Source organism: Brachybacterium sp. AOP29-B2-41 (assembly GCF_052378395.1).
Taxonomy (GTDB): domain Bacteria; phylum Actinomycetota; class Actinomycetes; order Actinomycetales; family Dermabacteraceae; genus Brachybacterium.
Window position 1 is genome coordinate 143,134 of record NZ_JBQSXR010000005.1, and the last position, 24,999, is coordinate 168,132.

At 68.1% G+C, this 24,999-nt stretch carries 25 protein-coding genes; 18 read left to right on the plus strand and 7 right to left on the minus strand.

Going from position 1 to position 24,999, the window contains the following annotated elements:
* The first annotated feature begins 81 nt into the window (after positions 1-81).
* From ACT3T9_RS06910 to ACT3T9_RS06950, 9 genes are all read left to right on the plus strand, one after another.
* Complete coding sequence (locus ACT3T9_RS06910) at positions 82-1,659, plus strand: ABC transporter permease subunit (RefSeq protein WP_442331735.1); 1,578 nt, start codon at positions 82-84, stop codon at positions 1,657-1,659.
* Positions 1,660-1,679: 20 nt separating this feature from the next.
* The gene (locus ACT3T9_RS06915) at positions 1,680-2,600 is read left to right on the plus strand and encodes a sugar ABC transporter permease (RefSeq protein WP_441444346.1); all 921 of its coding nucleotides are present in this window, start codon (positions 1,680-1,682) and stop codon (positions 2,598-2,600) included.
* Positions 2,601-2,701: 101 nt separating this feature from the next.
* The gene (locus tag ACT3T9_RS06920) at positions 2,702-4,405 is read left to right on the plus strand and encodes a glycoside hydrolase family 13 protein (protein WP_441444345.1); all 1,704 of its coding nucleotides are present in this window, start codon (positions 2,702-2,704) and stop codon (positions 4,403-4,405) included.
* Between the two features lie 80 nt (positions 4,406-4,485).
* Positions 4,486-5,742 carry a carboxylate--amine ligase gene (locus ACT3T9_RS06925; RefSeq protein ID WP_444606192.1) on the plus strand — a complete coding sequence of 419 codons (1,257 nt, stop codon included), beginning with the start codon at positions 4,486-4,488 and terminating at the stop codon, positions 5,740-5,742.
* A 35-nt stretch (positions 5,743-5,777) separates the two neighbouring features.
* Positions 5,778-7,052, plus strand: coding sequence for a carboxylate--amine ligase (locus ACT3T9_RS06930; RefSeq protein WP_441444343.1), 1,275 nt, complete (start codon positions 5,778-5,780; stop codon positions 7,050-7,052).
* A gap of 174 nt (positions 7,053-7,226) precedes the next feature.
* The gene (locus ACT3T9_RS06935) at positions 7,227-7,778 is read left to right on the plus strand and encodes a YbhB/YbcL family Raf kinase inhibitor-like protein (protein WP_444606193.1); all 552 of its coding nucleotides are present in this window, start codon (positions 7,227-7,229) and stop codon (positions 7,776-7,778) included.
* A 129-nt stretch (positions 7,779-7,907) separates the two neighbouring features.
* Entirely contained in the window at positions 7,908-9,155 is a 1,248-nt protein-coding gene (locus ACT3T9_RS06940) for a glycosyltransferase family 4 protein (protein WP_441444397.1), read from the plus strand.
* Complete coding sequence (locus ACT3T9_RS06945) at positions 9,152-9,877, plus strand: TVP38/TMEM64 family protein (RefSeq protein ID WP_444606194.1); 726 nt, start codon at positions 9,152-9,154, stop codon at positions 9,875-9,877. Before ACT3T9_RS06940 ends, ACT3T9_RS06945 begins: the two co-directional genes overlap by 4 nt.
* Positions 9,878-9,908: 31 nt before the next feature.
* Complete coding sequence (locus tag ACT3T9_RS06950) at positions 9,909-11,168, plus strand: glycosyltransferase (protein ID WP_444606195.1); 1,260 nt, start codon at positions 9,909-9,911, stop codon at positions 11,166-11,168.
* Here the strand turns inward: ACT3T9_RS06950 and ACT3T9_RS06955 are convergent.
* From ACT3T9_RS06955 to dnaK, 4 genes are all read right to left on the minus strand, one after another.
* A complete protein-coding gene (locus ACT3T9_RS06955) occupies positions 11,152-11,580 on the minus strand; it encodes a heat shock protein transcriptional repressor HspR (RefSeq protein ID WP_444606196.1) in 429 nt (142 codons plus the stop codon). The genes ACT3T9_RS06950 and ACT3T9_RS06955 overlap by 17 nt on opposite strands.
* 116 nt (positions 11,581-11,696) lie before the next feature.
* On the minus strand, positions 11,697-12,719 hold the full coding sequence (locus ACT3T9_RS06960; RefSeq protein ID WP_441446304.1) for a DnaJ C-terminal domain-containing protein: 1,023 nt from the start codon (positions 12,717-12,719) through the stop codon (positions 11,697-11,699).
* A 126-nt stretch (positions 12,720-12,845) separates the two neighbouring features.
* A complete protein-coding gene (locus ACT3T9_RS06965; RefSeq protein WP_441446303.1) occupies positions 12,846-13,523 on the minus strand; it encodes a nucleotide exchange factor GrpE in 678 nt (225 codons plus the stop codon).
* On the minus strand, positions 13,523-15,382 hold the full coding sequence (gene dnaK / locus ACT3T9_RS06970; RefSeq protein WP_442331733.1) for a molecular chaperone DnaK: 1,860 nt from the start codon (positions 15,380-15,382) through the stop codon (positions 13,523-13,525). The genes ACT3T9_RS06965 and dnaK overlap by 1 nt, the downstream gene beginning before the upstream one ends.
* 280 nt (positions 15,383-15,662) lie before the next feature.
* Here dnaK and ACT3T9_RS06975 point away from each other — a divergent pair, with 280 nt between their 5' ends.
* The 5 genes from ACT3T9_RS06975 to ACT3T9_RS06995 all read left to right on the plus strand — a co-directional run bounded on the left by ACT3T9_RS06975 (position 15,663) and on the right by ACT3T9_RS06995 (position 19,090).
* Entirely contained in the window at positions 15,663-16,625 is a 963-nt protein-coding gene (locus tag ACT3T9_RS06975; RefSeq protein ID WP_441446136.1) for an alpha/beta fold hydrolase, read from the plus strand.
* Entirely contained in the window at positions 16,615-17,016 is a 402-nt protein-coding gene (locus tag ACT3T9_RS06980; RefSeq protein ID WP_441446135.1) for an MmcQ/YjbR family DNA-binding protein, read from the plus strand. The genes ACT3T9_RS06975 and ACT3T9_RS06980 overlap by 11 nt, the downstream gene beginning before the upstream one ends.
* Positions 17,017-17,026: 10 nt before the next feature.
* Positions 17,027-18,013, plus strand: a complete 987-nt coding sequence (locus ACT3T9_RS06985; protein ID WP_441446134.1) for an endonuclease/exonuclease/phosphatase family protein — start codon at positions 17,027-17,029, stop codon at positions 18,011-18,013.
* A 69-nt stretch (positions 18,014-18,082) separates the two neighbouring features.
* The gene (locus ACT3T9_RS06990; protein ID WP_441446133.1) at positions 18,083-18,553 is read left to right on the plus strand and encodes a hypothetical protein; all 471 of its coding nucleotides are present in this window, start codon (positions 18,083-18,085) and stop codon (positions 18,551-18,553) included.
* A gap of 99 nt (positions 18,554-18,652) precedes the next feature.
* Complete coding sequence (locus ACT3T9_RS06995; protein ID WP_441446132.1) at positions 18,653-19,090, plus strand: hypothetical protein; 438 nt, start codon at positions 18,653-18,655, stop codon at positions 19,088-19,090.
* Here ACT3T9_RS06995 and ACT3T9_RS07000 read toward each other — a convergent pair.
* Positions 19,034-19,738 (minus strand): DNA alkylation repair protein, encoded by a 705-nt coding sequence (locus ACT3T9_RS07000; RefSeq protein ID WP_444606197.1) that lies wholly within the window; start codon positions 19,736-19,738, stop codon positions 19,034-19,036. The genes ACT3T9_RS06995 and ACT3T9_RS07000 overlap by 57 nt on opposite strands.
* A gap of 69 nt (positions 19,739-19,807) precedes the next feature.
* Entirely contained in the window at positions 19,808-21,238 is a 1,431-nt protein-coding gene (locus ACT3T9_RS07005; RefSeq protein ID WP_444606198.1) for a YfcC family protein, read from the minus strand.
* A 149-nt stretch (positions 21,239-21,387) separates the two neighbouring features.
* Here ACT3T9_RS07005 and ACT3T9_RS07010 point away from each other — a divergent pair, with 149 nt between their 5' ends.
* Positions 21,388-21,744: an HIT family protein gene (locus tag ACT3T9_RS07010; RefSeq protein ID WP_441446129.1), complete on the plus strand. Its 357-nt coding sequence runs from the start codon at positions 21,388-21,390 to the stop codon at positions 21,742-21,744.
* Between the two features lie 21 nt (positions 21,745-21,765).
* Here the strand turns inward: ACT3T9_RS07010 and ACT3T9_RS07015 are convergent, their stop codons facing one another.
* Positions 21,766-22,239 (minus strand): GNAT family N-acetyltransferase, encoded by a 474-nt coding sequence (locus ACT3T9_RS07015; RefSeq protein ID WP_444606199.1) that lies wholly within the window; start codon positions 22,237-22,239, stop codon positions 21,766-21,768.
* An 88-nt stretch (positions 22,240-22,327) separates the two neighbouring features.
* Here ACT3T9_RS07015 and ACT3T9_RS07020 point away from each other — a divergent pair, with 88 nt between their 5' ends.
* The 3 genes from ACT3T9_RS07020 (at position 22,328) to ACT3T9_RS07030 (ending at position 24,986) form a co-directional block, all read left to right on the plus strand.
* Positions 22,328-23,167, plus strand: a complete 840-nt coding sequence (locus ACT3T9_RS07020) for a spermidine synthase (protein WP_441446127.1) — start codon at positions 22,328-22,330, stop codon at positions 23,165-23,167.
* 69 nt (positions 23,168-23,236) lie between these two features.
* Positions 23,237-23,887, plus strand: a complete 651-nt coding sequence (locus tag ACT3T9_RS07025; protein ID WP_444606200.1) for a DUF6318 family protein — start codon at positions 23,237-23,239, stop codon at positions 23,885-23,887.
* Between the two features lie 565 nt (positions 23,888-24,452).
* Entirely contained in the window at positions 24,453-24,986 is a 534-nt protein-coding gene (locus tag ACT3T9_RS07030; RefSeq protein ID WP_441446125.1) for a PKD domain-containing protein, read from the plus strand.
* The last annotated feature ends 13 nt before the right edge of the window (positions 24,987-24,999 follow it).

Below are 24,999 nucleotides of genomic sequence, written 5' to 3' on the forward strand. Positions count from 1 at the left end.
GTGGCGGGCACGATCGATCGGCGTCCTCGCCTCCCGCCACCCTGCACTCCGCCCTGATCCCCTGAAAGGCACAGTCGCCTCATGACCTCGACGCACGCCCCTGCGCACCGGACGCGGTCCACGTCGGTCCCGGCCGTGGTCACCCGAGTCCTGGTGCTCGGCATCACCCTCGCGCTGACGGTGTTCATCGCCCCGGTGCTGATCTCCCAGCAGTCATGGATGTGGCTGACGGTGCTCCTGCTCGCCGCAGCAGGGATATTCGTCCTCTACTCCACCAAGCGCTTCGTGCCGGGCAAGTACCTGTTCCCGGGCTCGGTCTTCCTCGCCGTCTTCCTGATCCTGCCGATCGCCCTGACGGTCGGCTACTCCTTCACCAACTACGGCGACGGCACCCGCGGCACCAAGGAGCAGGCGGTCGGCTCGATCATCGCGAGCTCGGTGCAGCAGAGCCCCGACGCCCCGCGCTACGCCATGACGGTGGCGACCTCGGGCACCGCGGCCGAGGGCCCCTACGAGCTCTTCCTGGTCGACCCCGATGCCGGCACCGTGCTCAGCGGCGACGCCGAGAACGCGCTCGAGGAGGTCCCCGCCGGGGACGTCACCGTCGTCGACGGCCGCGTCACCGAGGTCGACGGGATGACCGTGCTGAACGCGGGCGAGGTCAACGCCATCTACAACGAGCTGATGGAGCTGGCCGTACCGGTGGACGAGTCCACCGCCGTGCGCCCGCTGGGCGTGAACCAGGCCTTCGTGGGAACCACGGTGCTGCAGTACGACGAGGCTGCGGACGCCATCACGGACACCGCGACCGGTGAGGTGTACACCGTCGGCGTGATAGGCGACGAGGAGTACTTCGTGGATTCCGAGGGCCAGCGGGCCTTCTCCCAGAGCTGGCTGCAGAGCGTGGGCATCTCCAACTACGAGCGGCTGTTCACCAACCCGACCGTGGCCAACCAGTTCGTCTCCGCCTTCGTGTGGACGCTGGTGTTCGCCGCCGGCTCGGTGCTGCTGACCTTCGCGCTCGGTTTCGCCCTCGCTCTGATCCTCAACGATCAGCGCCTCAAGGGCCGCCGCGTCTACCGCTCGATCCTGATCATGCCGTACGCGATCCCCGGCTTCATCTCCCTGCTGGTCTGGTCGAACTTCTACAACCAGGAGTTCGGTCTGATCAACCAGACGCTCGGGCTGAACCTGAACTGGTTCGGCGATCCGACGCTCGCGCAGACGGCGGTGCTGCTGACGAACCTGTGGATGGGCTTCCCCTACATGTTCATCGTCTCCACCGGCGCTCTGCAGGCGATCCCCGATGAGCTGACAGAGGCCGCCCGGATGGATGGCGCGTCTCCGCTGCAGGCCACCTCGAAGATCGTGCTTCCGCTGCTGCTGGTGGCCGTGGCCCCGCTGCTGGTCTCCTCCTTCGCCTTCAACTTCAACAACTTCAACGCGATCGAGCTGCTCACCGGCGGCGGTCCGTTCCCCGACGGCTCTGGTCGCGGTTCCACGGACATCCTCATCTCGATGGTCTACCGCATCGCCTTCGGCGGCTCCGGAGCTGATTTCGGCTTCGCCTCCGCGGTCTCCGTGTGCCTGTTCATCCTCACCGGTGTCCTGGCCGCCATCCAGTTCCGATTCACCAACGTCCTCGAAGACGTCAACTGAGCCCGCGGGAGAGGTCCATCATGAGCTCCACCACTGTTCCGCCCGTCAGCACTTCTGCTCCGCAGGTCGGCGCGAAGCACCGCATGCCCTTCGGTCGCTGGTTCACCGAGATCGGCTGGCGGCACGTCGTCGGCGTGTTCGCGGTCATCTTCGCCGTCTTCCCGATCCTGTTCGTGATCTCCGCATCGCTGAACCCGAGCGGTTCGCTGACCTCCGCCGGCCTGGTCCCCACCCAGGGCGTCACCTTCGATCACTACGCGGCGATGCTCAGCGGCGAGCGCGCGAACTTCCTGCGCTGGTACCTGAACACCATCATCGTGTGCGGCGTCGTCGCCACCGGTCAGGTGTTCCTCTCGCTGCTGGCCGCCTACGCCTTCAGCCGCTTCCGCTTCCGCGGCCGCCGCGGCGGCATGCTCGCAGTCCTGCTGATCATGATGTTCCCCGCGATCCTGTCGATGATCGCGGTGTACACGATGATCTCGGACCTCGGCGACGCGGTGCCGATGCTGGGCCTGAACACCCTCGCTGGCTACATCGCGGTGCTGATGGGGGGCGCCTTCGGCCAGGTCTGGCTGATCAAGGGCTTCTTCGACACCATCCCGAAGTCCCTGGACGAGGCCGCGATCATCGACGGCGCCACCCACTGGCAGGCCTTCCGCAAGATCCTGGTCCCCTCGATGACCCCGATCCTGGCGACCACGCTGCTGTTGGCCCTGGTCGGCTCGATGAGCGAGTTCCTGATCGGCTCGATCTTCCTCACCGACGACTCCAAGAAGACCCTCGCCGTGGGCATGTACGGCATGTTCTCCTCGGATCGCTCCAACAATCTGGGCGTCTTCGCCGCCGGCTCGGTCATGGTCATGGTCCCGGTGATCATCCTGTACCAGTTCCTGCAGCGATACATCGTCGGCGGCTCGACCGCCGGCGCCGTCAAGGGCTGACCCGCCCGCCCACCGAACCTCGCCGCACCCACCTGGCCCGTCGGCACGGGCCAGTCGGTGCGGCGCGTCGCATCACCCCCTGTTCCACCGGAAGGACCGCCATGACCCCCCAGACCTCCCTCGCTGCGCGCACCGCCGAGCAGCAGACCTCCCCGGACCTGCAGTGGTGGCGTGATGCCGTCGTCTACCAGGTCTACCCCCGCTCCTTCGCCGATTCCGACGGCGACGGCATGGGCGACCTGCCCGGCGTGACCGCCCGCCTGCCCTATCTGCGCGATCTCGGGGTCGACGCGATCTGGCTCTCGCCCTTCTACACCTCCCCGCAGAAGGACGGCGGCTACGACGTCTTGGACTACCAGGACGTCGACCCCCGCTTCGGGTCGCTCTCCGACGCCGACGAGATGATCGCTCGCGCCCACGAGCTGGGTCTGAAGGTCATCGTGGACATCGTCCCCAACCACTCCTCGGATCAGCACGTGCTGTTCCAGCAGGCGCTCGCGGCCGGGCCCGGCTCGCCCGAGCGAGACATGTACGTCTTCGCCGACGGCAAGGGCGAGGACGGGGAGCTGCCGCCGAACAACTGGACCTCGATCTTCCACGGCCGCGCCTGGACCCGCGTCACCGAGGCCGACGGCACGCCCGGCCAGTGGTACCTGCACATCTTCGACACCAGCCAGCCGGACTGGAACTGGGAGAACCCGCGGGTGCACGAGCTGTTCCAGGACGTGCTGCGCTTCTGGCTGGATCGCGGCGCCGACGGCTTCCGCGTGGACGTCGCCCACGGCATGATCAAGCCCGAGGGACTGCCGGATGCGACGGTCAACTCCACCGGGCTGATCGACATCCCCGAAGGCGAGGTGCCGATCTACTTCGACAACGACGGCGTGCTGGACATCTATCGCGAGTGGCGCCCGATCCTCGACTCCTACGAGGGCGACCGCATGATGGTGCTCGAGGCCTGGATCCCCGAGCACCGCCTGCCGCTGTACATCGGCGACGAGAAGGCGCACCAGTCCTTCAACTTCGGCTTCCTCCAGGCCCGCTGGGGGGTGGAGACGATGCGCGCGGCGATCGAGAAGCCGCTCGCGCTGGCCGATGCGGTGGGCTCCCCCACCACCTGGGTGCTCTCGAACCACGACGTGATCCGGCATGCGAGCCGCTACGGCTTCGCCCCGGACTACGAGTTCGGCGAGGGGCTGCGCCGCGACGAAATCCCCGATGCGGAGCTCGGCCTGCGCCGCGCCCGCGCCGCGACCCTGCTGATGCTCTCCCTGCCCGGCTCCGCCTACCTCTACCAGGGCGAGGAGCTGGGCCTGCCCGAGGTCAGCGACATCCCCGACGAGCTGCGCGAGGACCCCTCCCATCTGCGGGCCGGCGTGCCCGGCCGCGACGGCTGCCGCGTGCCGCTGCCGTGGACGCAGGACGCACCGGGCTACGGCTTCTCCCCCACCGGGAAGAGCTGGCTGCCGCAGCCGGAGGCCTTCGGTCCCCTGGCCGCCGACGCCCAGGACGGGGTGGAGGGCTCGACGCTCGAGATGTACCGCACGGCGGTGCACCTGCGTCGCGAGCTGGGCTTGGGCCGTCCCGATGCCGCGGTGGTCTTCGCCGAGGACCTCCCCGCCGGAGTGCTCGGCGTGATCCGCGGTGACGTCACGATCCTCGTGAACACCACCGACGCTCAGGTCGAGCTGCCGGCCTCCTCGGTCGCAGGCGATCTCGCCTCGGCCGAGGTCCTGGTCGCCTCCGCCCCCACCTCCCCGGGCACGGTCCCGGCGGATACGGCGGTGTGGCTGCGCACCTCCTGAACGTCGCACGGATCACGCCCGGCCGCCGGAGGACGCCGTCCTCCGCGGTCGGGCGTGATCGCGCCGCTAGGATCGCCTCCATGCGTCCTTCCCCCTCGGTCGACCCCGGATTCGACGTCGTCGTGCTCGGGGCCGGGCTGAACTCCCTGAACCTCACCATCGCGTTCCACCAGCAGTACGCGATGCGCTGCACCACGGTGGTGCGCGCCCCCGTGGCGATGAACGAGCGCACCGTGACCTCGGACCTGCTGGTCCTCGGCGCCGACGCGAGCGATGAGGACATGCGCGATGCGCTCATCGATCTCGCCTCGCAGCGGCCGGCCGGCAGGCCGGCGCTCCTGCTGACCAATGCGGACTCCCTGATCGATGTCATCGATCGCTTCCGGGAGGATCTCGAGCAGCATTACCTGCTCGCCCAGGTCGATGCGCAGCTGCTCTCCCGCCTCGCTGACAAGGCGGAGTTCGCGGAGATCTGCGAGGAGCTCGGCATCGGCACCGTGCCGACGGTGATCGTCGACTTCTCCCGCACCTCGGAGCCCGGCTGGAACGGCGGGGAGGAGCTCCCCTGGTCCTACCCAGTGGTGGGCAAGGCAGCGAACACCGCCGAGTATCACCACGTGCAGTTCCCGGGGAAGAAGAAGGTGTTCTTCCTGGAATCCGCCGCCGAGCAGCAGGACCTGGTGCGTCGGCTGCGGGAGTCGGGCTTCACCGGGCGCTTCCTGTTCCAGGAGCTGATCGAGGGCGATGACACCGCCCAGCGCTCGATCACCGCATATCGCAGCAGTCGCGGAGAGGTCACCCTGCTGTGCGCCGCGCAGGTGCTCCTGGGTGAGCACACCCCCGACGCGCTGGGCCGGCCCGCGGCGATGATCACCGGGGACTTCCCGTCGCTGACCACCGCCGCCGAGCGTTTCCTCGACGCGGTGGACTACGTCGGCTTCGCGAACTTCGACGTGAAGATCGACCCGCGCACCGGCCGGGAGTGCTTCTTCGAGATCAACCCGCGCGTCGGCCGCAACAACTACTACGTGACCGCCGCCGGGGAGTCCGTGGCCCGTCACGTGGTCGAGGACCGTGTGCACGGCCGGGATCTCGAGCAGGTGGTGGTGACCGCTCCGGTCCTCTACACGATCCTGCCGCTGCGCCTGGTGCTGCGTTATGTGCGCGATCCCGCTCTGGCCGAGCGGGTCCGCCGCGTGGCGCGCACCCACCTGCGCAACCCCTTCCGGTACGGTCCGGAAGGTCTGTGGATGCGTGCCTATTCGGTCGTCTCCGGACTGAACTTCGTGCGCAAGTACCGCGCCGTCTACCCGCGTCCCACCGACACCGGATTCTGAGCTCCGGTCCGAGCCCCCTGGAAGGTCCTCCCCCGATGCCCGACACCCCGCCCCGCCCGTATGCCGCGCTGCCGAGCTCTGAGGTCGATCTGGTGCTGCTCGGTGGTGACATCGGCATCTATGCGCTCGCGCGCGCCTTCCACGAGAAGTACGGCACCGTCTCCACGGTGGTGACCCGCAAGGTCGCCGGGCCGGTCGCGGACTCCTCGATCCTGCGCACGGTCGAGCTGGGGATGTCCGCTTCGGAGGAGGACATGGTCCAGGCGCTGCTCAAGGTCGGTGCGGACAAGGCCTCGCGCCCCTCCGGCACCCGCCCGGTGCTGCTGGCCAATGCCGACTTCCTGGTGGCGCTGATCGCCGCCCACCGCGAGGAGCTCGGCAAGCTCTTCCATCTGCCGCTGCTGGCCGATGAGGTGCTGCATGCGGTCGCGGACAAGGCGACATTCTCCAAGATGTGCACCGAGATCGACGTGCCCACACCCCGGACGGTGGTGCTGGACTTCGCCTCCGGGACCGCTCCTGAGCTGCCCGAGCTGGACCTGGGCTGGCCGCTGGTGGCCAAGGCGTCGCGATCCTCGGCGTACAACGCGGTCTCCTTCCCCGGGAAGCGGAAGGTGTTCGAGATCGAGGATGTCCACCAGCTGAAGGACCTGATCTCCCGACTCACCGCCGCCGGGTACCGGGACCGCTTCGTGCTCCAGGAGATGATCCCGGGGGATGACACCGCGATGCTCTCGGTCACCGCCTATGTCGATACCCAGGGCGCGGTCACCCTGCTGGGAGGCGCTCAGGTGCTGCTCGAGGAGCACACCCCGGGTGCGCTCGGGAACCCCGCGGCGATGTTCACCACCGACCTGCCCGAGGTGTTCGAGCAGTCGGTGCGCTTCCTCGAGCACAGCGGCTACCGCGGGTACGCGAACTTCGATGTGAAGATCGACCCGCGCGATGGCGTCGCCAAGTTCTTCGAGGTGAATCCCCGCATCGGCCGCAACAACTACTACATGACCGCTGCCGGCGCGAATGTCGCCGAGCCGGTGGTCGCAGACCTCATCGAGGAGCGGGAACTGACGCGCCTGGTGCCGCGCAAGGAGATCCTCTACTCGATCGTCCCCTGGCCGCTGCTGCGGCGCTACATCGTGGACCCGGACCTGCGGGACCGGGTCCAGCAGATCCGCACGCAGGGCACCGTCCATCCCCTGGCCTACGGGGTCGAGGGCAGCAGGCGGCGCCTCTACGTCCTCACCGCGATGGCGAACCAGGTCAAGAAGTTCCTGCAGCACTATCCCCGTCCCTCGGCTCACGGTTTCTGATCCGTCGGCCGGCGGCCCAGGTTTCCTGACCCTCCGGCCAGCGGCTTCCAGTTTCTGACCCGTCGGCCGGCGGCTTCCAGTTTCTGACCCGTCGGCCGGCGGCATCTGAGCCTTCAGCTCGCGGGGACGGGCAGGTGGTCGACATCCCCACCGGACCTGCCTAGTCTGGCGGGTATGACCGAGACCACTTTCCTTCTGACCTCGAACGCCACCCCCAGCGGCTCGGTGGTGGCTCCGCAGCAACTGGTCGCGAGCCTCGGCGGTGAGAACCTCTCTCCCGTTCTCCGCTGGAGCGATGCTCCCGAGGGGACCCGTTCCTTCGCCATCACCTGCTATGACCCCGATGCCCCGACGGGCTCCGGCTTCTGGCACTGGGTGGCGTGGGACCTTCCGGCGTCGGAGAGCTCGCTGCCGCTCGGGGTGTCCCGTGAGGACTCCTCGCTGAAGCAGGCACGGAACGATTTCGGCAACCACGGCTATGACGGCCCGGAGCCGCCGCCCGGGGCCCCGCACCGCTACCAGTTCTCCGTCCACGCCCTGCCCGTGGAGACTCTGGACATCGCTCCGCAGGACCCGCATGTGGGTGCCCGTTTCGCGATCTTCTCCCAGCAGCTCGGCTCTGCGTCGTTTACAGCCCGTTATCAGGTAACGAGTGGAAACACTAGGGGGAAACTCTCCGCGACGGGTCGGGCGCGCCCCGTATCACCGCATCGGGACCGGTCGTAGGCTCAAAACATGAACGGGCCGACATCGCAGAGCATCCACGGAGGTCAAGTATCAGACCTCGGTCTGATACGTCTCCCCCGCACGGCGGACGCGCGCTCGACGCCGGGGTGGGAAGCTGAAGACGTGAACATGCTGACGAAGCGCCCCGGTCCCCGAGCGATGAGCGAGCCGCGCCGCCCCCTGCGCGTACTGATCACCACCGACTGGTGGGAGCCCGTGGTCAACGGCGTGGTCGCCTCCGTCCAGACGCTGCGGCGCGGGCTCGTCGCGCTCGGCCTCGACGTGCGGGTGCTGACACTCTCCCAGGGAATCCGTCCCCATCACGAGCCCGGCGTCTACCGCATCGGCTCGGTCTCCGCGGCGCTGGTCTACGACCGGGCGCGGATCGGCATGCCCTCGAGCCGCCGCGTGCTGCGCGACATCCTGCAGTGGCGACCTGATGTCGTCCATTCACAGGCGGAGTTCTCCACGTATGTGTGGGCCCGTCGCATCGCCCGCACCCTCTCGGTGCCGCTGGTGCACACATACCACACCATCTACGAGGACTACACCCACTACTACTCCCCCAGCCGCACCATGGGCCGCAAGGTCGTCGAGACCTTCTCCCGCCGGGTGCTCGCAGGGACCGACGCCGTGATCGTGCCGACCGAGAAGGTCTCCGGGCTGCTCCGCGGCTACGGCGTGCACCGCCCGCTGCACGTGATCCCGACCGGCCTGGACCTGCGCAAGTTCCGCCCGGCACAGAGCCAGCAGGAGCGTGAGGACATCCGCGCGCTGCGCGCGGAGCTGAGGATCGCGGAGGGGCAGAAGGTCCTGATCTCGATCTCCCGCCTGGCCAAGGAGAAGAACCTCGACGAGGTGCTCGAGATGGTCGCTGCAGCGGACCGCCCCGACGTCGTGCTGGTGATGGTGGGCGATGGACCCCACCGGGCCGAGCTCGAGGCTCATGCCGTCTCGCTCGGCATCTCGGACCGGGTCCGTTTCACCGGGGTGGTGGATCCGGCCGAGGTCCAGCGCTGGTACCGCGTGGGGGACGTGTTCGTCAGCGCCTCCCTCAGCGAGACCCAGGGACTGACCTTCATCGAGGCGATGGCCGTCGGGCTGCCACTGCTCGCCCGTCGTGATCCCTCGCTCACGAACGTGATCATCGATGGCCGCACGGGCTGGCAGTACCAGGATGCCGCTCAGTTCTCGGACCAGCTGAGCGCCCTGCTCGATGATCCGCTGCGACGCGAGCAGATGTCCGTGGCCGCGCTCGAGCACGCCCATGCCACCTTCGGTGATCAGGATTTCGCGCGCAGCGTGCTCAATGTGTACGAGCAGGTCAATGCGCAGCGCCCCCCGCTGATCGACCACCGAGAGTCGGTCGCAGCATGAGCACCAGCACCGACAGCCTCCCCATCGTCCAGACCGTTCGCCCGCTGCCTGCGCCGGTGCGTGAGCAGACGGCCCCGCCCCGGGTTCGCCCGCTGCCGGTGCGCCCGTCGCAGGTTCGCCCGTCACAGGTTCGCCCGCGCCGGGATCCGCTGCGGATCGCCGCCCAGCTCTCCCCGCTGCTGGGGCTGGGCCTCAGCGTCGGGCTGATCTGGTGGGGGCTGCAGACAGGAGTGCTGCAGTCGCTCGAGAATCTGCAGGCGTTCATCGACACGCTGGGGGCCTGGGGACCGATCGTCTTCATGGTGGTCTCCGTCGCCTCAGTCGTGTTCCCGATCGTGCCCGGCGGGCTGCTGGTGCTCGCCGGCCCGGTCCTGTTCGGTGCAGTCGAGGGCACGCTCTACAACTACGCCGCGGTCACTGCCGGCTCGATGCTGAACTTCCTCATCGCCCGGCACGTCGGACTGTCGCTGATCGAGCGGCTGTTCCGCCCGCGCACAGTCGAGAAGTTCCTCGGCTGGACCCGCAGCCCCCATTTCACGCGCGCCTTCGCCACCGCGATCGCGCTGCCCATCGCCCCCGACGATCTGCTCTGCTACATCGCCGGGACCACCAAGATGCGGTGGCGCACCTATGTCTGGATCATCCTGCTGTGCAAGCCGTGGGCTCTGATCGCCTATGGGCTCGGCGTCAGCGCATTGGTGATGCGCTTCCTGCCCTGGTGACACTTCCTGCCCTGGTGAACGGAGCCACGACATGTTCATGAGATCTCGCGCCCTGCGGCGCCCCGCCCCTCTCCGGGAGCGCGCCCTGCGCCGGCTGGATCGGCTCGCGCACGGCGTGCTCCCCGGTGGCGGGCCGCGCGGCGTCCGGCATCCGGACGAGCCGCTGCGGGTGCTGATGCCGCGCGGGCTGACGGGCCTGGCCCGGGAATCGGGCATCGGCGCGGCGATGCGTCATCAGGAGTCGGCGGTGCGCACGCTCGGCCATCAGGTGGTCACCTCTCCCCTGCGCCCCTTCGACGTGGTGCACCTGAACACCCCCTTCCCGGACACTCCGGTGCTGGCGCGGTGGGCACGGCTGTGGCGACGTCCGGTGCTGGTATGGGCCCACTCCACCGAGGATGACTTCCGGGATTCCTTCACCGGGTCGAATCAGCTCGCCCCGCTGTTCCGGCGCTGGATCGCGCACCTGTACCGGCGCGGCGACGTGGTGATCACCCCCAGCGGCTACTCGCGAGATCTCGTCTCCGCCCCGAAGTACGGGATCTCGGCACCGATCCGGGTGCTCTCCAACGGTGTGGACACCAGCTTCTTCCGGGCGGATCCGACGGCCCGGGCGCAGCTGCGGGACCGGCTCGGACTCGCCCCCGACGCCCCCGTGGTGATCAGCGTCGGCATGCATCTGGTGCGCAAGGGGATCCTGGACTGGGTGGAGGTCGCCCGGCAGCTGCCTGAGGTGAGCTTCGTCTGGTTCGGGCGCACGGACCCGCGCCTGCTCACCGCCGAGGTCCAGCGGGCACTGGCGAGTGCCCCGCCCAATGCGCTGTTCCCCGGCTATGTGAACGCGGACCGGCTGCGGGAGGCCTACGCCGGGGCGGATGTCTTCGCCTTCCTCACCAAGGAGGAGACCGAGGGGATCGTGCTCTGGGAGGCGCTGGCCACCGAGATCCCGACCCTGGTGCGCGGCATCCCGCTGTACCGCGACGCGATGCCCGACGGGGTGCTCACGCACCAGGTCTGCGGGGACGGGCCCGAGTTCGCGGGTCAGGTCGCCCGGAAGCTCTCCGCGCTGCTCGCCGGAGAGCTCGAGGACCTCACCGCTGCCGGTCGCCAGGCCGCCGAGGGGGTCGACCTCGCCCAGGTGGCGCTGCAGCTCGAGGAGATCTACCACCTCGCCGGGGTGCTGACTCCTCCCAGCACCGCCGCAGTCACCAGCTCCCCCGCCGTCGGGAGCACTCCCGCAGTCGGGAGCGCCTCCGCGATCAGAAGTGGCGAGATCAGGACCGGCGAGTAGGCCGCCACACCACCAGCGCGCTGCCGCTGCTGCGCCGCCGGGGACGTTCACCGCGGCGCAGAGCGCTGATCTCACCGTCCCGATCGGCGGAGAACACGCGCCGCTGAGCGGGGGTCAACGCGCCGAGCTTCTCGCGAACGCTCTCGAGCTCGCTGACCTCGTCCTGCAGCTCGAGAATCCGCTTGATGCCGGCGAGGTTGATGCCCTGGTCCTGGGAGAGTGCCTGGACCTCCTGGAGGCGGACCACATCGCGGGGGCTGTAACGGCGGCCGCGTCCCCGGGTACGCTGCGGGACGACCAGTCCGAGACGGTCGTACTGGCGCAGGGTCTGCGGGTGCATCCCGGACAGCTCCGCCGCGACCGAGATGACGAAGACCGGGGCGCGGTCATCGAGGCGGTGCGAGAAGGCCATCGGGATGCTCCTTCCGAAGCTCTGCAGCGTGCGGGTGCGTTCTCAGCTCATCGTGCTCAGCAGACGGGTGCTCAGAGGGTGGGTGCTCAGCAGGCGCGTGCTCAGCACGTGGATGCTCAGCGGGCCGCGGCCTCGGTGAGGCCGGCGCGGGGGTCCTCGTCGGCCAGTGCTGCCCGCAGGTCCTCGATGGCCTGCTTCGCCGCGCCGTCGACGTGGGTGGGGACCGCGACCTGCACGGTGACGTGGAGGTCGCCGGTCTTCTTCTTGGTGACCAGTCCCTTGCCCCGCACTCTCAGGGTACGACCGGAGGGCGTGCCGGGCGGGACCTTCACGGAGACGGTGTCGCCGTCGAGCAGCGGGACCGCCACGGTGGTGCCGAGCACCGCCTCGTCGAAGGAGATCGGCACCGTGATGCGCAGGTTCACGCCGTCGGCGCTCCAGACGGGGTGCTCTTCGACGTCGAGGGTCAGGAGCAGGTCGCCGGCGGGCGCGCCGCCGGGGCCGGGTCGGCCCTTGCCGCGCAGGCGGATCTTCTGCCCGTCGTGCACGCCGGCGGGAATGCGCGTGGTGATGGTCCTGCCGTCGACGGTCAGGCGCAGATCGGTGCCCAGCGCCGCATCGCGGAAGCTGACCCGGGTGCGGGCGGAGGTGTCGGAGCCCTTCGCCGGGGCGCGATTCGGCGAGAAGCCGGCGGGACCGGCGCCGCCGAAACCGCCGTTGCCGAAGCCGCCGCCCTGGCCGCCGAACATCTTCAGCAGATCATCGATGTCGGGGTTGCCGGCGCCGCCGCCGGGGGCGGGGCGAGCGCCGGGGTGGCCGCCGCCGCCGAACATCGAGGAGAAGATGTCCTCGAATCCGGCCCCGCCGGGACCGCCCTGGCCGGCGGAGAAGCGTGCGCCACCGGCGCCCATGGCTCGGATCGCGTCGTACTGCTGGCGCTGCTCCTCATCGTTGAGGACCGAGTAGGCCTCGCCGATGCTCTTGAACTTCTCTTCAGCTTTGGCGTCGTCGGGGTGGTGGTCGGGGTGGTACTTGCGGGCCTGGGTGCGGTAGGCCTTCTTGATGTCCTGGGCGCTCGCGTCCTTGGAGACGCCGAGGACCGCGTAGAAGTCCTTGTCGAGCCAGTCCTGTTGGGACATGTGCGTCTCCTTCCGAGAGCGGGGATGGTGAGGGGGTTGGTGCTGTGTGCGATACGGAGAGGGAGGTGCGGGGCCCGCCGGTCGTGATGACCGGCGGGCGCCGCACCGCCTCAGGGGTGGGGAGGGTCAGGCGGGGCCCCGGGTGCCGACCCGGGCCGGTCGCAGGATCCTCTCGTGCATCGAGTAGCCGGGCTGCATGACCATCGAGATGGTGTTGGTCTCGACGTCATCGGCGTCCTCGTGCATGAGGGCCTCGTGGAGGTTCGGATCGAACTGCTCCCCCACGGCGCCGAAGCGCTTCAGGCCATGCGAACCGAGGACCTCCTCGAGCTTCTGGGCGATCGAGTGGAACGGGGTGCCTTCGACGATGTCGCCGTGCTGGCGGCCCAGCTCCACGTCGTCCAGCACGCCGATCAGCGAGCCGAGGACGCGAGCCACTGCCGCGTCCTTGCTCACCTCCGCCGCGCCCTCGATGCGCCGGCGCGAGTTGACGTATTCCGCCTGCTCACGCTTGAGCTGCTCGGAGAGCTCGGTGACCCGGCCCTCGAGCTCGGCGACTCGGCCGGCGTCGGCCGGGAGTGAGGAGTCCTCTCCGCCCTGGGCGGCCTGCTCGAAGAGCGCCGCAGCCTCGGCGTCGAAGGGGTCGACCGGGTCGGTGCCGCCCTGCGCCTCCGCCGCGGGGGTGGACCCCGAGGGACGGACGGAGCCGTCCTCGGGGTTCACCTTGCGCTTGTCGGTGAAGGAGAACCTCGGCTCGCCCTCAGGCCGCTCGCGGTCCTCAGGAGTGCTCTGGCCCTCGGTCATCACTTCTTCTCCTCGTCCTCGTCCACGATCTCGGCGTCGACCACGTCGTCATCGTCAGCACCGGCAGCGTCCTCGGAAGCGCCCTCGGCACCTTCCGCACCCTCGGCCTGCGAGTAGATCGCGGTGCCGACGGCCTGCAGCGCCTCGTTGAGGGAGTCGCGCTTGGCCTCGAGGTCCTCGGTCGAGGAGTCCTCCTTGGCCAGCACGTCCTTGGACTCCTTGATGGCGTCCTCGGCCTTTGTCTTGTCGCCGTCCTGGATCTTGTCCGCGTTGTCCTTGAGCAGCTTCTCGCCCTGGTAGACGAGCTGCTCGAGGGTGTTGCGGGCGTCGGCGTTCTTGCGGCGCTCCTCGTCCTCGGCGGCGTGCTCCTCGGCGTCCTTCACCATGCGGTCGATGTCCTCATCGGACAGGGCGGAGCCGCCGGTGATCTGGATGGACTGCTCATTGCCGGTGCCGCGATCCTTGGCGGTCACATGCACGATGCCGTTGGAGTCGATGTCGAAGCTGACCTCGACCTGCGGGATGCCGCGCGGCGCGGGGGCGATGCCGGTCAGCTCGAAGGTGCCGAGCAGCTTGTTGTCCCGGGTGAACTGACGCTCGCCCTGGAACACCTGGATCGCCACGGAGGGCTGGTTGTCCTCGGCGGTGGAGAAGACCTCGGAGGTCTTGGTGGGGATGGCCGCGTTGCGCTCGATGAGCTTGGTCATCACGCCGCCCTTGGTCTCGATGCCGAGGGAGAGCGGGGTGACGTCCATGAGCAGGACGTCCTTGCGCTCACCCTTGATGACCGCGGCCTGGAGCGCGGCGCCGACGGCGACGACCTCGTCAGGGTTCACGGACTTGTTGGGCTCCTTGCCACCGGTGAGGGCCTTGACGACCTCGGTGACGGCCGGCATGCGGGTGGAGCCGCCGACGAGGACCACGTGGTCGATGTCGGAGACGGAGACGCCCGCATCCTTGATGACCTGGTGGAAGGGTGCCTTGGTGCGCTCGAGCAGGTCCGAGGTCATGTCCTCGAACTGGGCCCGGGTGAGCTTCTCGTCCAGGTGCAGCGGACCGTTCTCGGTCATCGACAGGTACTGCAGCGAGATGCTGGTGGAGGTCGAGGCGCTGAGCTCCTTCTTGGCCTGCTCAGCGGCTTCCTTCAGGCGCTGCAGGGCGATCTTGTCCTTGGACAGGTCCACCCCGTCCTTGTTCTTGACCTGCGAGACCAGCCAGTCCACGACCTTCTGGTCCCAGTCGTCGCCGCCGAGGCGGTTGTCGCCGGCGGTGGCCTGGACCTGGATGGTCGAGCCCTCCTCGTCCTTGCTCACCTCGAGCAGGGACACGTCGAAGGTGCCGCCGCCGAGGTCGAAGACCAGGATCTGCTCGTCGTCCTTGCCCTTCTCCAGGCCATAGGCGAGAGCCGCAGCGGTGGGCTCGTTGATGATGCGCAGGACGTTCAGGCCCGCGATGGTGCCGGCGTCCTTGGTGGCCTGACGCTCGGAGTCCGAGAAGTACGCGGGGACGGTGATGACCGCATCGGTCACGGCCTCGCCCAGGTAGGACTCGGCGTCCTTCTTCAGCTTGCCGAGGATTCGGGCGGAGATCTCCTGCGCGGTGTACTTCTTCTCGTCGATCTCCTGGCTCCAGTCGGTGCCCATGTGGCGCTTGACGGAGGCGATCGTGCGATCGACGTTGGTGACGGCCTGGCGCTTGGCGACCTCGCCGACGAGGACGTCGCCCTGCTTGGAGAAGGCCACGACCGACGGGGTGGTGCGGGAGCCCTCGGCGTTCGCGATGATGGTGGGCTGGCCACCCTCAAGCACGGCGACGGCGGAGTTAGTGGTACCGAGGTCGATTCCGACGACACGGGACATGGGAGCCTGCCTTTCTGCGACGGGTGCGCCGCAACGGGTTCGTGCACTGCCGACCGTCGGGGCCGGCGGCAAGACTTGAGCTGTACTCGCTCAAGTAGAAAACTCTGGATCGACGTTGTCAATCCAAGGATCACTGAACTTGAGCACACTAGACTCAACTTCGTCCTGGCCAGGTTCATTCCCATGCGGCAAGGATGTGGTGCAGGGCACTTTCTGCGCGCTCCTGTCGCGCTCGCAGCACGGCACAGCTCGGATCCCCCTCGACCAGTACCGTGGCGGCATGACTTCAACCGGCGTCTCCGACTACGCCGACTTCCTCCCCGCTTCCTGGCGGGATCGAGTCGAGCTGAAGCCCACGAGCACGTGGTGGAGCTGGCGCAGGCACGACGTCCATGTGCCGCGTCGCCAGAATCCCGATGCTCCCGTGCGGGTGCTGCTCATCCACGGAGCCGGGGCCCACAGCGCAGCGCTCTGGCCGATCGCCTCACTCCTGCCAGCAGATGAGGTGGAGCTGGCCGCGGTTGATCTTCCCCTCTACGGCGAGACGCGGTCCCCGGATTCGAGCGCGGTCCGCTATCAGGATTGGGTCTCCCTGCTCTGCGACGTCGTGGCCTTGGAGGATGACGGGCGGCCGCTCGTGCTGCTGGGCGCCAGCATCGGCGGCATGCTCGCCTACGAGGTCGCCGCCCGCACCGGTCGCGCTGCGGCCGTGGTCGCCACGTCCCTGCTCGACCCGCGCGACCCGCGTGCGCGGGCCGTTATCACGCGTTTCAGCCCGCTCGGCATGCTCGGCGGCCCTCTGGCACGGCTTCTCCCGGAACGCTTCGCGGGACGGCGGGTCCCGATGTCCTGGATCGCCGCTCTCTCGAAGATGAGTCGCAGCCCCGACCTGTCGCGGTTGTGCGCCTCCGACCCCCGCGGAGGAGCCGCCGAGGTCCCGCTCGGATTCCTCACCTCATACCTCACCTACCGCCACACCCCGCCGGAACGGATGACCACCCCGGTGACTCTCGCCCATCCGGCGAAGGACGCCTGGACACCGGTGGAGATCAGCACACGCTGGCTCAGCCGGATCGCCGCCCCGGCAGAACTCGTCATGCTGCGCGAATGCGGCCACTTCCCTATTGAGGACCCAGGACTGCACGATCTGGTCGGGGCTGTCAGCCGGGTGACCCGACAGGTTCAGGGCGGCAGCTACCGTGCTGCTGAGACCGAGAAGGGGGAGGAGGACCATGGACGGTGACGCCCTGCAGGAGATCGTCCATGCTCGCGCCGAGGAGCTCCCGGCTGCGGAGGCGACCCATCCCTTCGGCCCGGAATACGAAGTCTTCAAGGTCGTGGGCGGGATGTTCCTGCTGCTCACCGAGGTGCGCGGGGAGCCGATCGTGGTCCTCAAAGCGGATCCTCGGGACTCCGAGGCGCTGCGGCAGAGCCACTCGGACATCACGCCGGGCTATCACATGAACAAACGGCACTGGATCACGCTCGAGCCGGGCGGGACTCTCGACGCCGAGCTGGTCCGGGAGCTGGTCACCGAGTCGTACCTGCTCGTGGTGGAAGGCCTGCCGCGAGCCAAGCGGCCCGTGGATCCAGGGTCCTTCGGTGCGCGTCCGGGCAGCACGCCGTCCCCGTAGACTCCGCCGCATGAGGCGTGCGGGGGTATCGATCCTGGGATGGGCGCTGCTGGTGGTGGGGGTGCTCGCCTCGGCAGTGCTCCTGGTGCTGCGGCTGGTCCCCGAGCTGCACACCTGGCATCACTACGTCATCGCGATCTCGTCCTTCATCCCGCTGCTGTGGATCCCTGTGCTGGTGGGCTGCCTGGGGCTGCTGCTGGTGCTGCGCGGCCGGTGGCGGCCGCTCGGGGCCGCCGTCCTGATCGCCGCGATGGTGGTCTTCGCCTGGCCGCTGCTGCCGGAGGAGGAGCGGTCCGACATCCCTATCGCGGTCGGCAACACCCTCACGGTGCTCTCGCTGAATCTGCAGTTCGGCCAGGCGGACATCGAGGAGGTCTCCGAGCTGATCACCAGTGACGTCGACGTGCTCGCTCTGCAGGAGTACACCCCTGGGTTCGAGGAGGCGCTCGCGGCGGCGGGCCTGCTGGAGGAGTTCCCGCATCATGTCGGCACCGCCGACACCGACGCGAGCGGCACGATGCTCCTGTCCCGCACCCCGCTCGAGCTCGTCGCCCGGGCCGAGGGGACCGCCTTCGAGAACCTGATCGCGACCACCACCGTCGAGGGCACGGACTGGCATCTCGGGGTGATCCACACCGCGCCGCCGCAGATGGGCGCCGACGCCTGGGCCCGCGACGGCGCGGTGGTCAAGGACCTCGCCGAGCCGTACCTCGAGGAGAACCTGCTGCTGGTCGGCGATTTCAACGCGATCGACCAGCACCACACGATGCGGGAGCTGACCGGAGGCGGCGACCTGTACGACCTCGCGGCGAGGGGACAGGGCGAAGGACTGGGCTGGCATCCCACCTGGCCCACGGGCACGTGGGCCCCGTCGTTCGCCCGCATCGATCACGCGCTGGTCTCCAGCAGGGTGCGCGGCAGTGTGCCGCAGTTCGAGACGGTCGCCGGCAGTGATCACAAAGCACTGATCGTCGAGGTCGCTGCCAGGATCGAATAGCAGCACCGCCGCGTACGGTCAGAACAGCCGTACGTCGGCGCCCTGAGGAGACGCGCATAGGGTTCTCGAGTGGCATCTCTTCACAGCACGGACTCTCCCGACCAGACCTCCACTCCCGTCGCTCGGGACGCGCTCGCCTTCGTGCGGATCGGCGACCCCGAGGCCGTCGCCTTCTTCCGCGCGGCGGATCAGAAGGGAGCCGCTGAGGCCCTGCTGCGTTTCTCCGCAGTCCCGGCGAGCGCGCAGGACGATGAGGATCTGAAGCGCCGCGGCCTTGAATGCACGAAGGCCCTGCCCGATCAGGATGTCCCCGGGTACCGGGCGTCGGTCCAGGCTGCGACGTGGCTGCAGCACCTCTTCTTCGTGTGCGTCCTCGGTGCGGCGGGATGGATACTCGTCTCCTTCTTCACAGGGGACCCCAACCGCGACCCGTACCTCCTCCCGCCCGAGGTCATCTTCCTCCCCGACGCGGAGATCCTGCTGCTCGCCCCGATCGCCTTGATCGCCGTGTATATCCCCGCCCACCTGGCGGTGCTGTGAAGGGAGCGGACCACCACGCGAGCAGTGCTGCGATGGGCGGCGGGCGATCAGGAGAGCAGACAGCTCGGCATCCCCGCCAAGTCCCCGTTCGCAGGGATCATGACCAGCTGGGAAAGGCTGAAGGCCGGTGCTGGCGCCGTGCTCATGATGGACGGCTTCCTGACGGTCTTCCTCTACCTCGTCCGGGCGCCCGACGGGTCCTACGGCCTCTTCCTCGCACCCGTTGTGTGCGCGCTCCCGGTCCTCGCAACCTATCTGTTCTGCGGTGCCCGGTCCCGCCTCGCCCAGCGCCGCCATGTGCTGGTCGCAGACCGGCTGTTCCGGGTGCCCAGTGACGAGGTGGTCTCACTGCCGTCCTCGATGGTCGTCAAGGGCCTGGAGAACCCCACTGCGAGCGACGAGGACTCCGCATGGACAGAGGAGGACGATGAGGACATCGAGGAGTCCGTCGACGTGGACACCGAGTGGAGGACGAGCTTCTCAGCGGGCGCTGCCCCGGCGGACCATCTCGTCGATCCAGAGCGGCGCGAACGGTGAGGTGCAGTTCGGCGGGGTCGGATAGTCCTTGAGCACTTCCAGACGCTCCCCGATGTCCCGTGCCCGTGCACGCAGCTCGGGATTCGTGATCCCGATCTGCGCGAGGCATTCGTTCATCGCCCACTGAAGCCGCTCCGGCGCCGCCGCCATCTCGGCCTCGATCTGGTCGAGCAGCGCCGACTGGTCGATACCCTCAGGCTTCTTCACCACCCTGTCGCTGGTCAGCGCCCAGCCAGCGCTCGCCACCACGGGGTCGGCGTCGGCGAACCATGCCTCCCGCAACGCTTCGCAATGCGGGCTCTTCTTCACGAGGTAGCTGACGAGCCAGTCGTGGACCTTGGGGGTCCCTGCCTCCCGGAGCATCCGGTCCAGGTCCTCCCGGGTGTACTGCTTCGGGCGGGAGATGAGGAGCGCGAGCAGCTTGGGCGTGGAGTCCTCGGCCGGCGCGTCCCACAGCGCGCGGGCGAGCTCGGGCTGCGCCTTGAGCCGCTTGGCGATCGCACGGAGCTTGGTGAGGTTCACGGCGTGGTCGTCGCCGCGCCGGGCATTGACCGCGCGGATCCGCTCGTCCTCGAGCTCTGCCAGCTCGTCGCGCAGCGCGGAGACGACGGTGGTGAGGTCGGTGTTCTCCGGCATGGTGCCCGTCATGATGCGTCCTCCGTCAGTAGTGCGATCCCGACGAGCCTACGACTCGGGGACGCCCCGCCCGAGGCGGAGTCAGCTCCAGCCGGTCAGCTGCGCGAAGATCAGGAATCCGATCGAGATCAGCACCCAGATCCCCAGCAGCGGGGCGTAGAAGCGCGCCCAGCGGTTCCACGGGATCCGGCCTACGGCGAGCGCGGCCATGAAGTACCCGGAGGTGGGATAGATCAGGTTCGTCATGCCGTCGCCGGTCTGGTAGGCGAGCACGGCGCTCTGCCGAGTCACGCCCAGCAGGTCCGACAGCGGCGCGAGCACAGGCAGGGTCACCAGCGCCTGGCCGGAGCCGGAGGGGACGATCAGGTTGAACACGGCCTGGACCAGGAACATCCCGACCACGAAGAGCACCGGCGGCAGGAAGCCGACGGACTCCCCCAGCCCGAACACAATGGTGTCCAGGATGTTGCCGTCCTCGAGGACGATCGCGACGCCGCGGGCGATGCCGACGATGATCGCCCCGGCGAGGACGTCTCGCAGGCCCTGGTCGAAGGCTTCGGCCATGTCCTTGGTCTTCATCCCCGCGACCAGTCCCACGACGATCGCGATCAGGATGAACATGCCCGCGAACTCAGGGAAGAACCAGCCCTGGGTGAGGATGCCCCACACCAGCAGCCCGGCGAGCAGCAGAAGGGCGATGCCCGCGGCCTTCTGCCGACCGGTGAAGGTCGGGGTCGCGGCGAGGTCGAGCTTGTCCCGTTCGCGCACGGTGGTGTCGACGTGGCCATGGAGGACGGAGCGGGTCGGATCCGCGGCGACCCGGCGGGCGTACCAGATGATGTAGCCGATCGCGGTGGCGAGATAGGCGAGGTACAGCGCGATGCGCAGGCCGATGCCGGAGAAGGGTTCGAGCCCGGCGATCTGCTGGCCGAGCCCGGTGTTGATCGGGTTGAGGAACCCGGCGGCGAAGCCGGCGCCGGTGCCGAGCAGCGCGACGGCGGCGGCCACTACCCGGTCATAGCCCAGGCTCAGGATCAGCGGGAGGATCGCCGGGATATATACCAGCGACAGCTCGGGCACCCCGATGAAGCTCGCGATCAGGGAGAAGATGACCATCAGCACGGGGATGACGACGACTCCGCGGCCGGCGAAGAGGCGTGCGATGCCGGCGAGGGCGACGTCGATCAGTCCTGTGCGGCGCACCACCTCGAACATGCCGCCGATGGTGAAGACGAAGAACACGATGGCCCCGGCGTCGACGAGCCCGCGCGGGATGGCGGTGAGCAGCTCGATCGCCGTGACTGGGGACTGCTCGATGAAGGAGAAGCTGTCGGGGTCGACTACTTCACGGCCGTTCGGGCCGGGGACGCGGTCGTACATACCGGCCGGGACGATCCAGCTCAGCACCGCTGCGAGCAGCGCGAACAGGACGAGGATGACGTAGACGTGCGGGAAGCGGTCCTTCGGGGCGGTCTCGTCGGCGACGGGAGCCTCGGCGGCTGGGGTGGACATGATCCTCCGGTGGCGGTCGGTTCTCGGCACATGCTGGCTGCGCCGAAGAGTGCGGGCGGACCCTTACTCATAAGTCGCGCTACATGCTGTCACAAGCAGGCGTAGAGGAGGTAGTGCTGACGACGCAACCGGCCGAACATACTGGGCATATGGAGCCTTCGATCCCGCCACCCGCGTACACCGGCACCGATTTCTACTGCGACGTCGCAATCCCGGATCCCGCAGCGCTCGAGGTGGTCCATCTCGATGAGCGCGTACTGGCCTTCCACCACACCCGCCCCTTCTGGCAGGTGCACGTGGTGGTGGTGCCACGGCGGCACATCGCCTCGTTCACCTCGGCGGGCGCCGCAGATGAGGACGATCTGCGGGCCCTGCTCGAGGTGGTCCAGCAGGTGGCACGCCAGGTGGAACGCGACTATGGCGCCGCGGCAGTGCTCACGAACCTCGGCAGCTATCAGGATTCGAAGCACCTGCACGTCCATGTGCACTCGGGGCCGCAGCGCTGATCCGACACCGACGACACGGCATCACAGCGGGAGCTTGTATCCCACGTGGCTCGGCAGGTAGTCGAGCCGGTCGTAGAAGCGGTGCGCGTCGGTACGGGCCGCATCCGTAGTCAGCTGCGCGAGCCGTGCCCCGTTCTCACGACCCCAACGGTGGGCCCAGTCGAACAGTGCGGTGCCGAGACCGTTCCCCCGCGTCGCAGTGGCAACCCGGACCGCCTCGATCTGCAGCCGGGTGGCTCCACCGCGAGACAGGGAGGGCACCAGCGTGAGCTGCATCGTCGCGACCAGAACAGCGGCGTCATCCCTCACAGCGACCAGGAGCTGGTTCTCGTCACCGTCGATACGCGCAAAAGCCCGCTCATAGGGTGCGAGGTCTGCACCTTCCCGTTCCTGATCGAGTACGTCGTCCGCCAGGAGCGCGACCAGCTCCGGCACCTCGGATGCGGTCGCACGGGAGACGGAGAAGGAGCGGTCGCCGAGTTCGAGGGTGTGCATGTCTCCATTGTGGCGGCTGGGAGGATTGCGGCGGCTGGGAGAGCCGAGCTGGGAAGGGAGGGACCGCGGCATCGCGGACAATGGCTCCATGACCACCAGTGATTTCCTTCCCGGCGCGCAGCGCAGTGCCCAGCTGAGCTTCTCCGATCAGCCGGCATGGATCGTCAAGGACGAGGTCTCCGGCGGCTGGGCGCTGCAGATCGGCGGAGTCGAGCAGTCCCATGTCGACCTCGAGGATCCGACACACATCGTGCACGAGTACCTGCGACGCATGGCCAATGTGCTCGACGAGGCGTGGCCGCGCCGAAAGCCCCTGCGGGTCGCACATCTCGGCGGTGGAGCGCTGACGCTGGTGCGCTATGTCCAGGCCACCCGTCCCGGATCCGCTCAGCTCGTGATCGAGATCGAGCGGGAGCTGCCCACGCTCGTCACCACGGCCCTTCCACTCCCGCAGGGCACCGACCTCGAGATCGTCATCGGGGATGCCCGCGAGCAGCTCGCCGCGATGAAGGATCGGCGCTTCGATGCGATCGTGCTGGATGTGTTCTCCGGGGAGGAGTCACCGGCACATCTGGCCACGAAGGACTTCTACCTCGAGGCGCTCTCCCATCTTGAAGCGGATGGCCTGCTACTGGTCAACGTCGGTGACGACGCCGGCCAACGCTTCCTCGCCGCCCAGGTACGCGAGCTCGAGGACGCCTCCGCCGAAGCCGGCCTTTCGGGAGTGTGGACCCTGACCCACGCCTCGCTGCTGAGCACTCCCGCCGACGGGAACATGGTGCTGCTGACGGGTGGTGCGCTCGCCGCACCAGAGGTCGCCCAGTGGCGTTCGGCCTGGTTGAAGGCGGGCCCGCACCCCGCCGCAGTGCTCGATCCCGGCGAGACCATCGAGGCATTCGGGCTTCATGGTTATCCACATTCTCGGTGAAGCGATGGCGAATCTGAGCGTTCCTGGATAGCGTGACCGTGATCTGACGCACTCCCGGAAGGCACTTCCATGCCCCGTCGCCTACTCAGCGCCGCAGCCGCTGGCGCCCTCCTCCTCGGCCTCGCCTCATGCGGCGACGGCGAGGAGGGACCCGTCACCACTGCCCCGCCGAGCATCAACATCGATGCCCCGAGCGACGGAGGCGGTGACACTGAGCCGAGTGACGGAGGCGGCGCCGAGACCGACGAGCCCACCGCCGCAGCGCCCGACATCCCGCCGCCGGATCCTGCGGAGTACGCAGGGATGGATGAGCAGACGCCTGAGGGGGCGGAGCAGGCGTTCCGGTACTACATCGCCATCACATATTGGGGCCATCAGACGGGCTCCGCTGAGATCCACGAGAGCCTCTATGCCGAAGGATGTGGCACCTGTAGCGAGTTCGGCTCCAGCATCAACTCCGTTTCTAAGAATGGCGCATATTGGTCAACCTTCCAAATCTCCGATTATGGGATAAAGACATATGAAGCGGATAATTTCGACATCGAGGTCGGATATATCTACACGCTTGAGGAGCACATCGAACCAGCGCTGGATGACAAATCTCCAGTCGCAACGCCGGCAAAGGCTTACACGGCAGCCGCAGGCATGAACTGGACTGAGGGAACCTGGGTAGTTGCGGGACTGAATATCACGGAGACTGAAATTGACCTCGATAACTAAACCATCCCGTTCACCCAAGCAGACCTTACTGTCACTGCTTGCTGTATTTATTCTCTCGGCCGGGTGGGCGCCGCCCGTCTTCGCACTCGGCGAGGCGGACACGGAACCCGCCACGGGCGAGACTGCGGAAGAGGTACCGGATGACCCCGTAGGGGATGTAGATAACAATGACAAAGAAGTGGGCGTTGGCGCACGCACAATCGAGGAAGACCTCAGAGGAGGAGGTGATGACCAGCTCGTTGACGAAGAGAAGCCTCCCCCAACCCCACCCCGCTACAGCTACATCTGGGTACCCGTATCTGAGTTCTCCGGATGCGGGACTGATCTGACTTCCGGGTCCACCTGGTCCTGCACTCCACATCCAGATTCCTGCGAGGCCGGGAACGGCAGCCGTTTCGCAGGCGAAGGAGACGCCCTGCAGATCGGCGCCAACACCGGCACCGCAGAACCCGTCGAAGGCGTAACTCAGCGCGGCATCCGCGTCGACAATGAGGGTGACGAAGACGTCGACCTCGGGATCCGCTGCGCGCTGCCTGGCACCCCCGAGTTTGCGGAAGCACCACCCGTGGTAATCACCGTGACGCGAGAAGACTTCGCTCGCCTCCCGGTCAAGCCCCTCGCGGCCCACGCCGGCCCCGTCGACGGCTGGCTGCCGGTCAACATGGTCAATGTCCTGCACACGGACCCCGAGACCCAGGAACTCAGCACCGAGCTGCTGGACACCCCCGTCGCGATCCGCGCCACCCCGATCTCGTATCACTGGGACCTCGGGGACGGGAACACGATCACGACCACGAACCCCGGCAAGCCGTACCCCGCCGAAACCATCTCAGCCACTTACACCCAGGAAGGCTGGTACGACATCACCCTCACCACCACCTTCTCCGGGCAGTTCTCCGTCAACGGCGGCGAATGGCAGGACATCGACGGCACCATCGAGATCGCCTCTGACCCGGTCCCCCTCTACTCCAAATCCCTAGAATCCCGGCTCGTCAACGGTGACGTCCCTGTCGACGAGGACGAAGACCCTTGGATCCCCGAACGCAGCCCCGACACCGAAGGCCCCCAAGACCCCGACGCCAGCCACCGCACACTCTGACAGCCCGCAGACA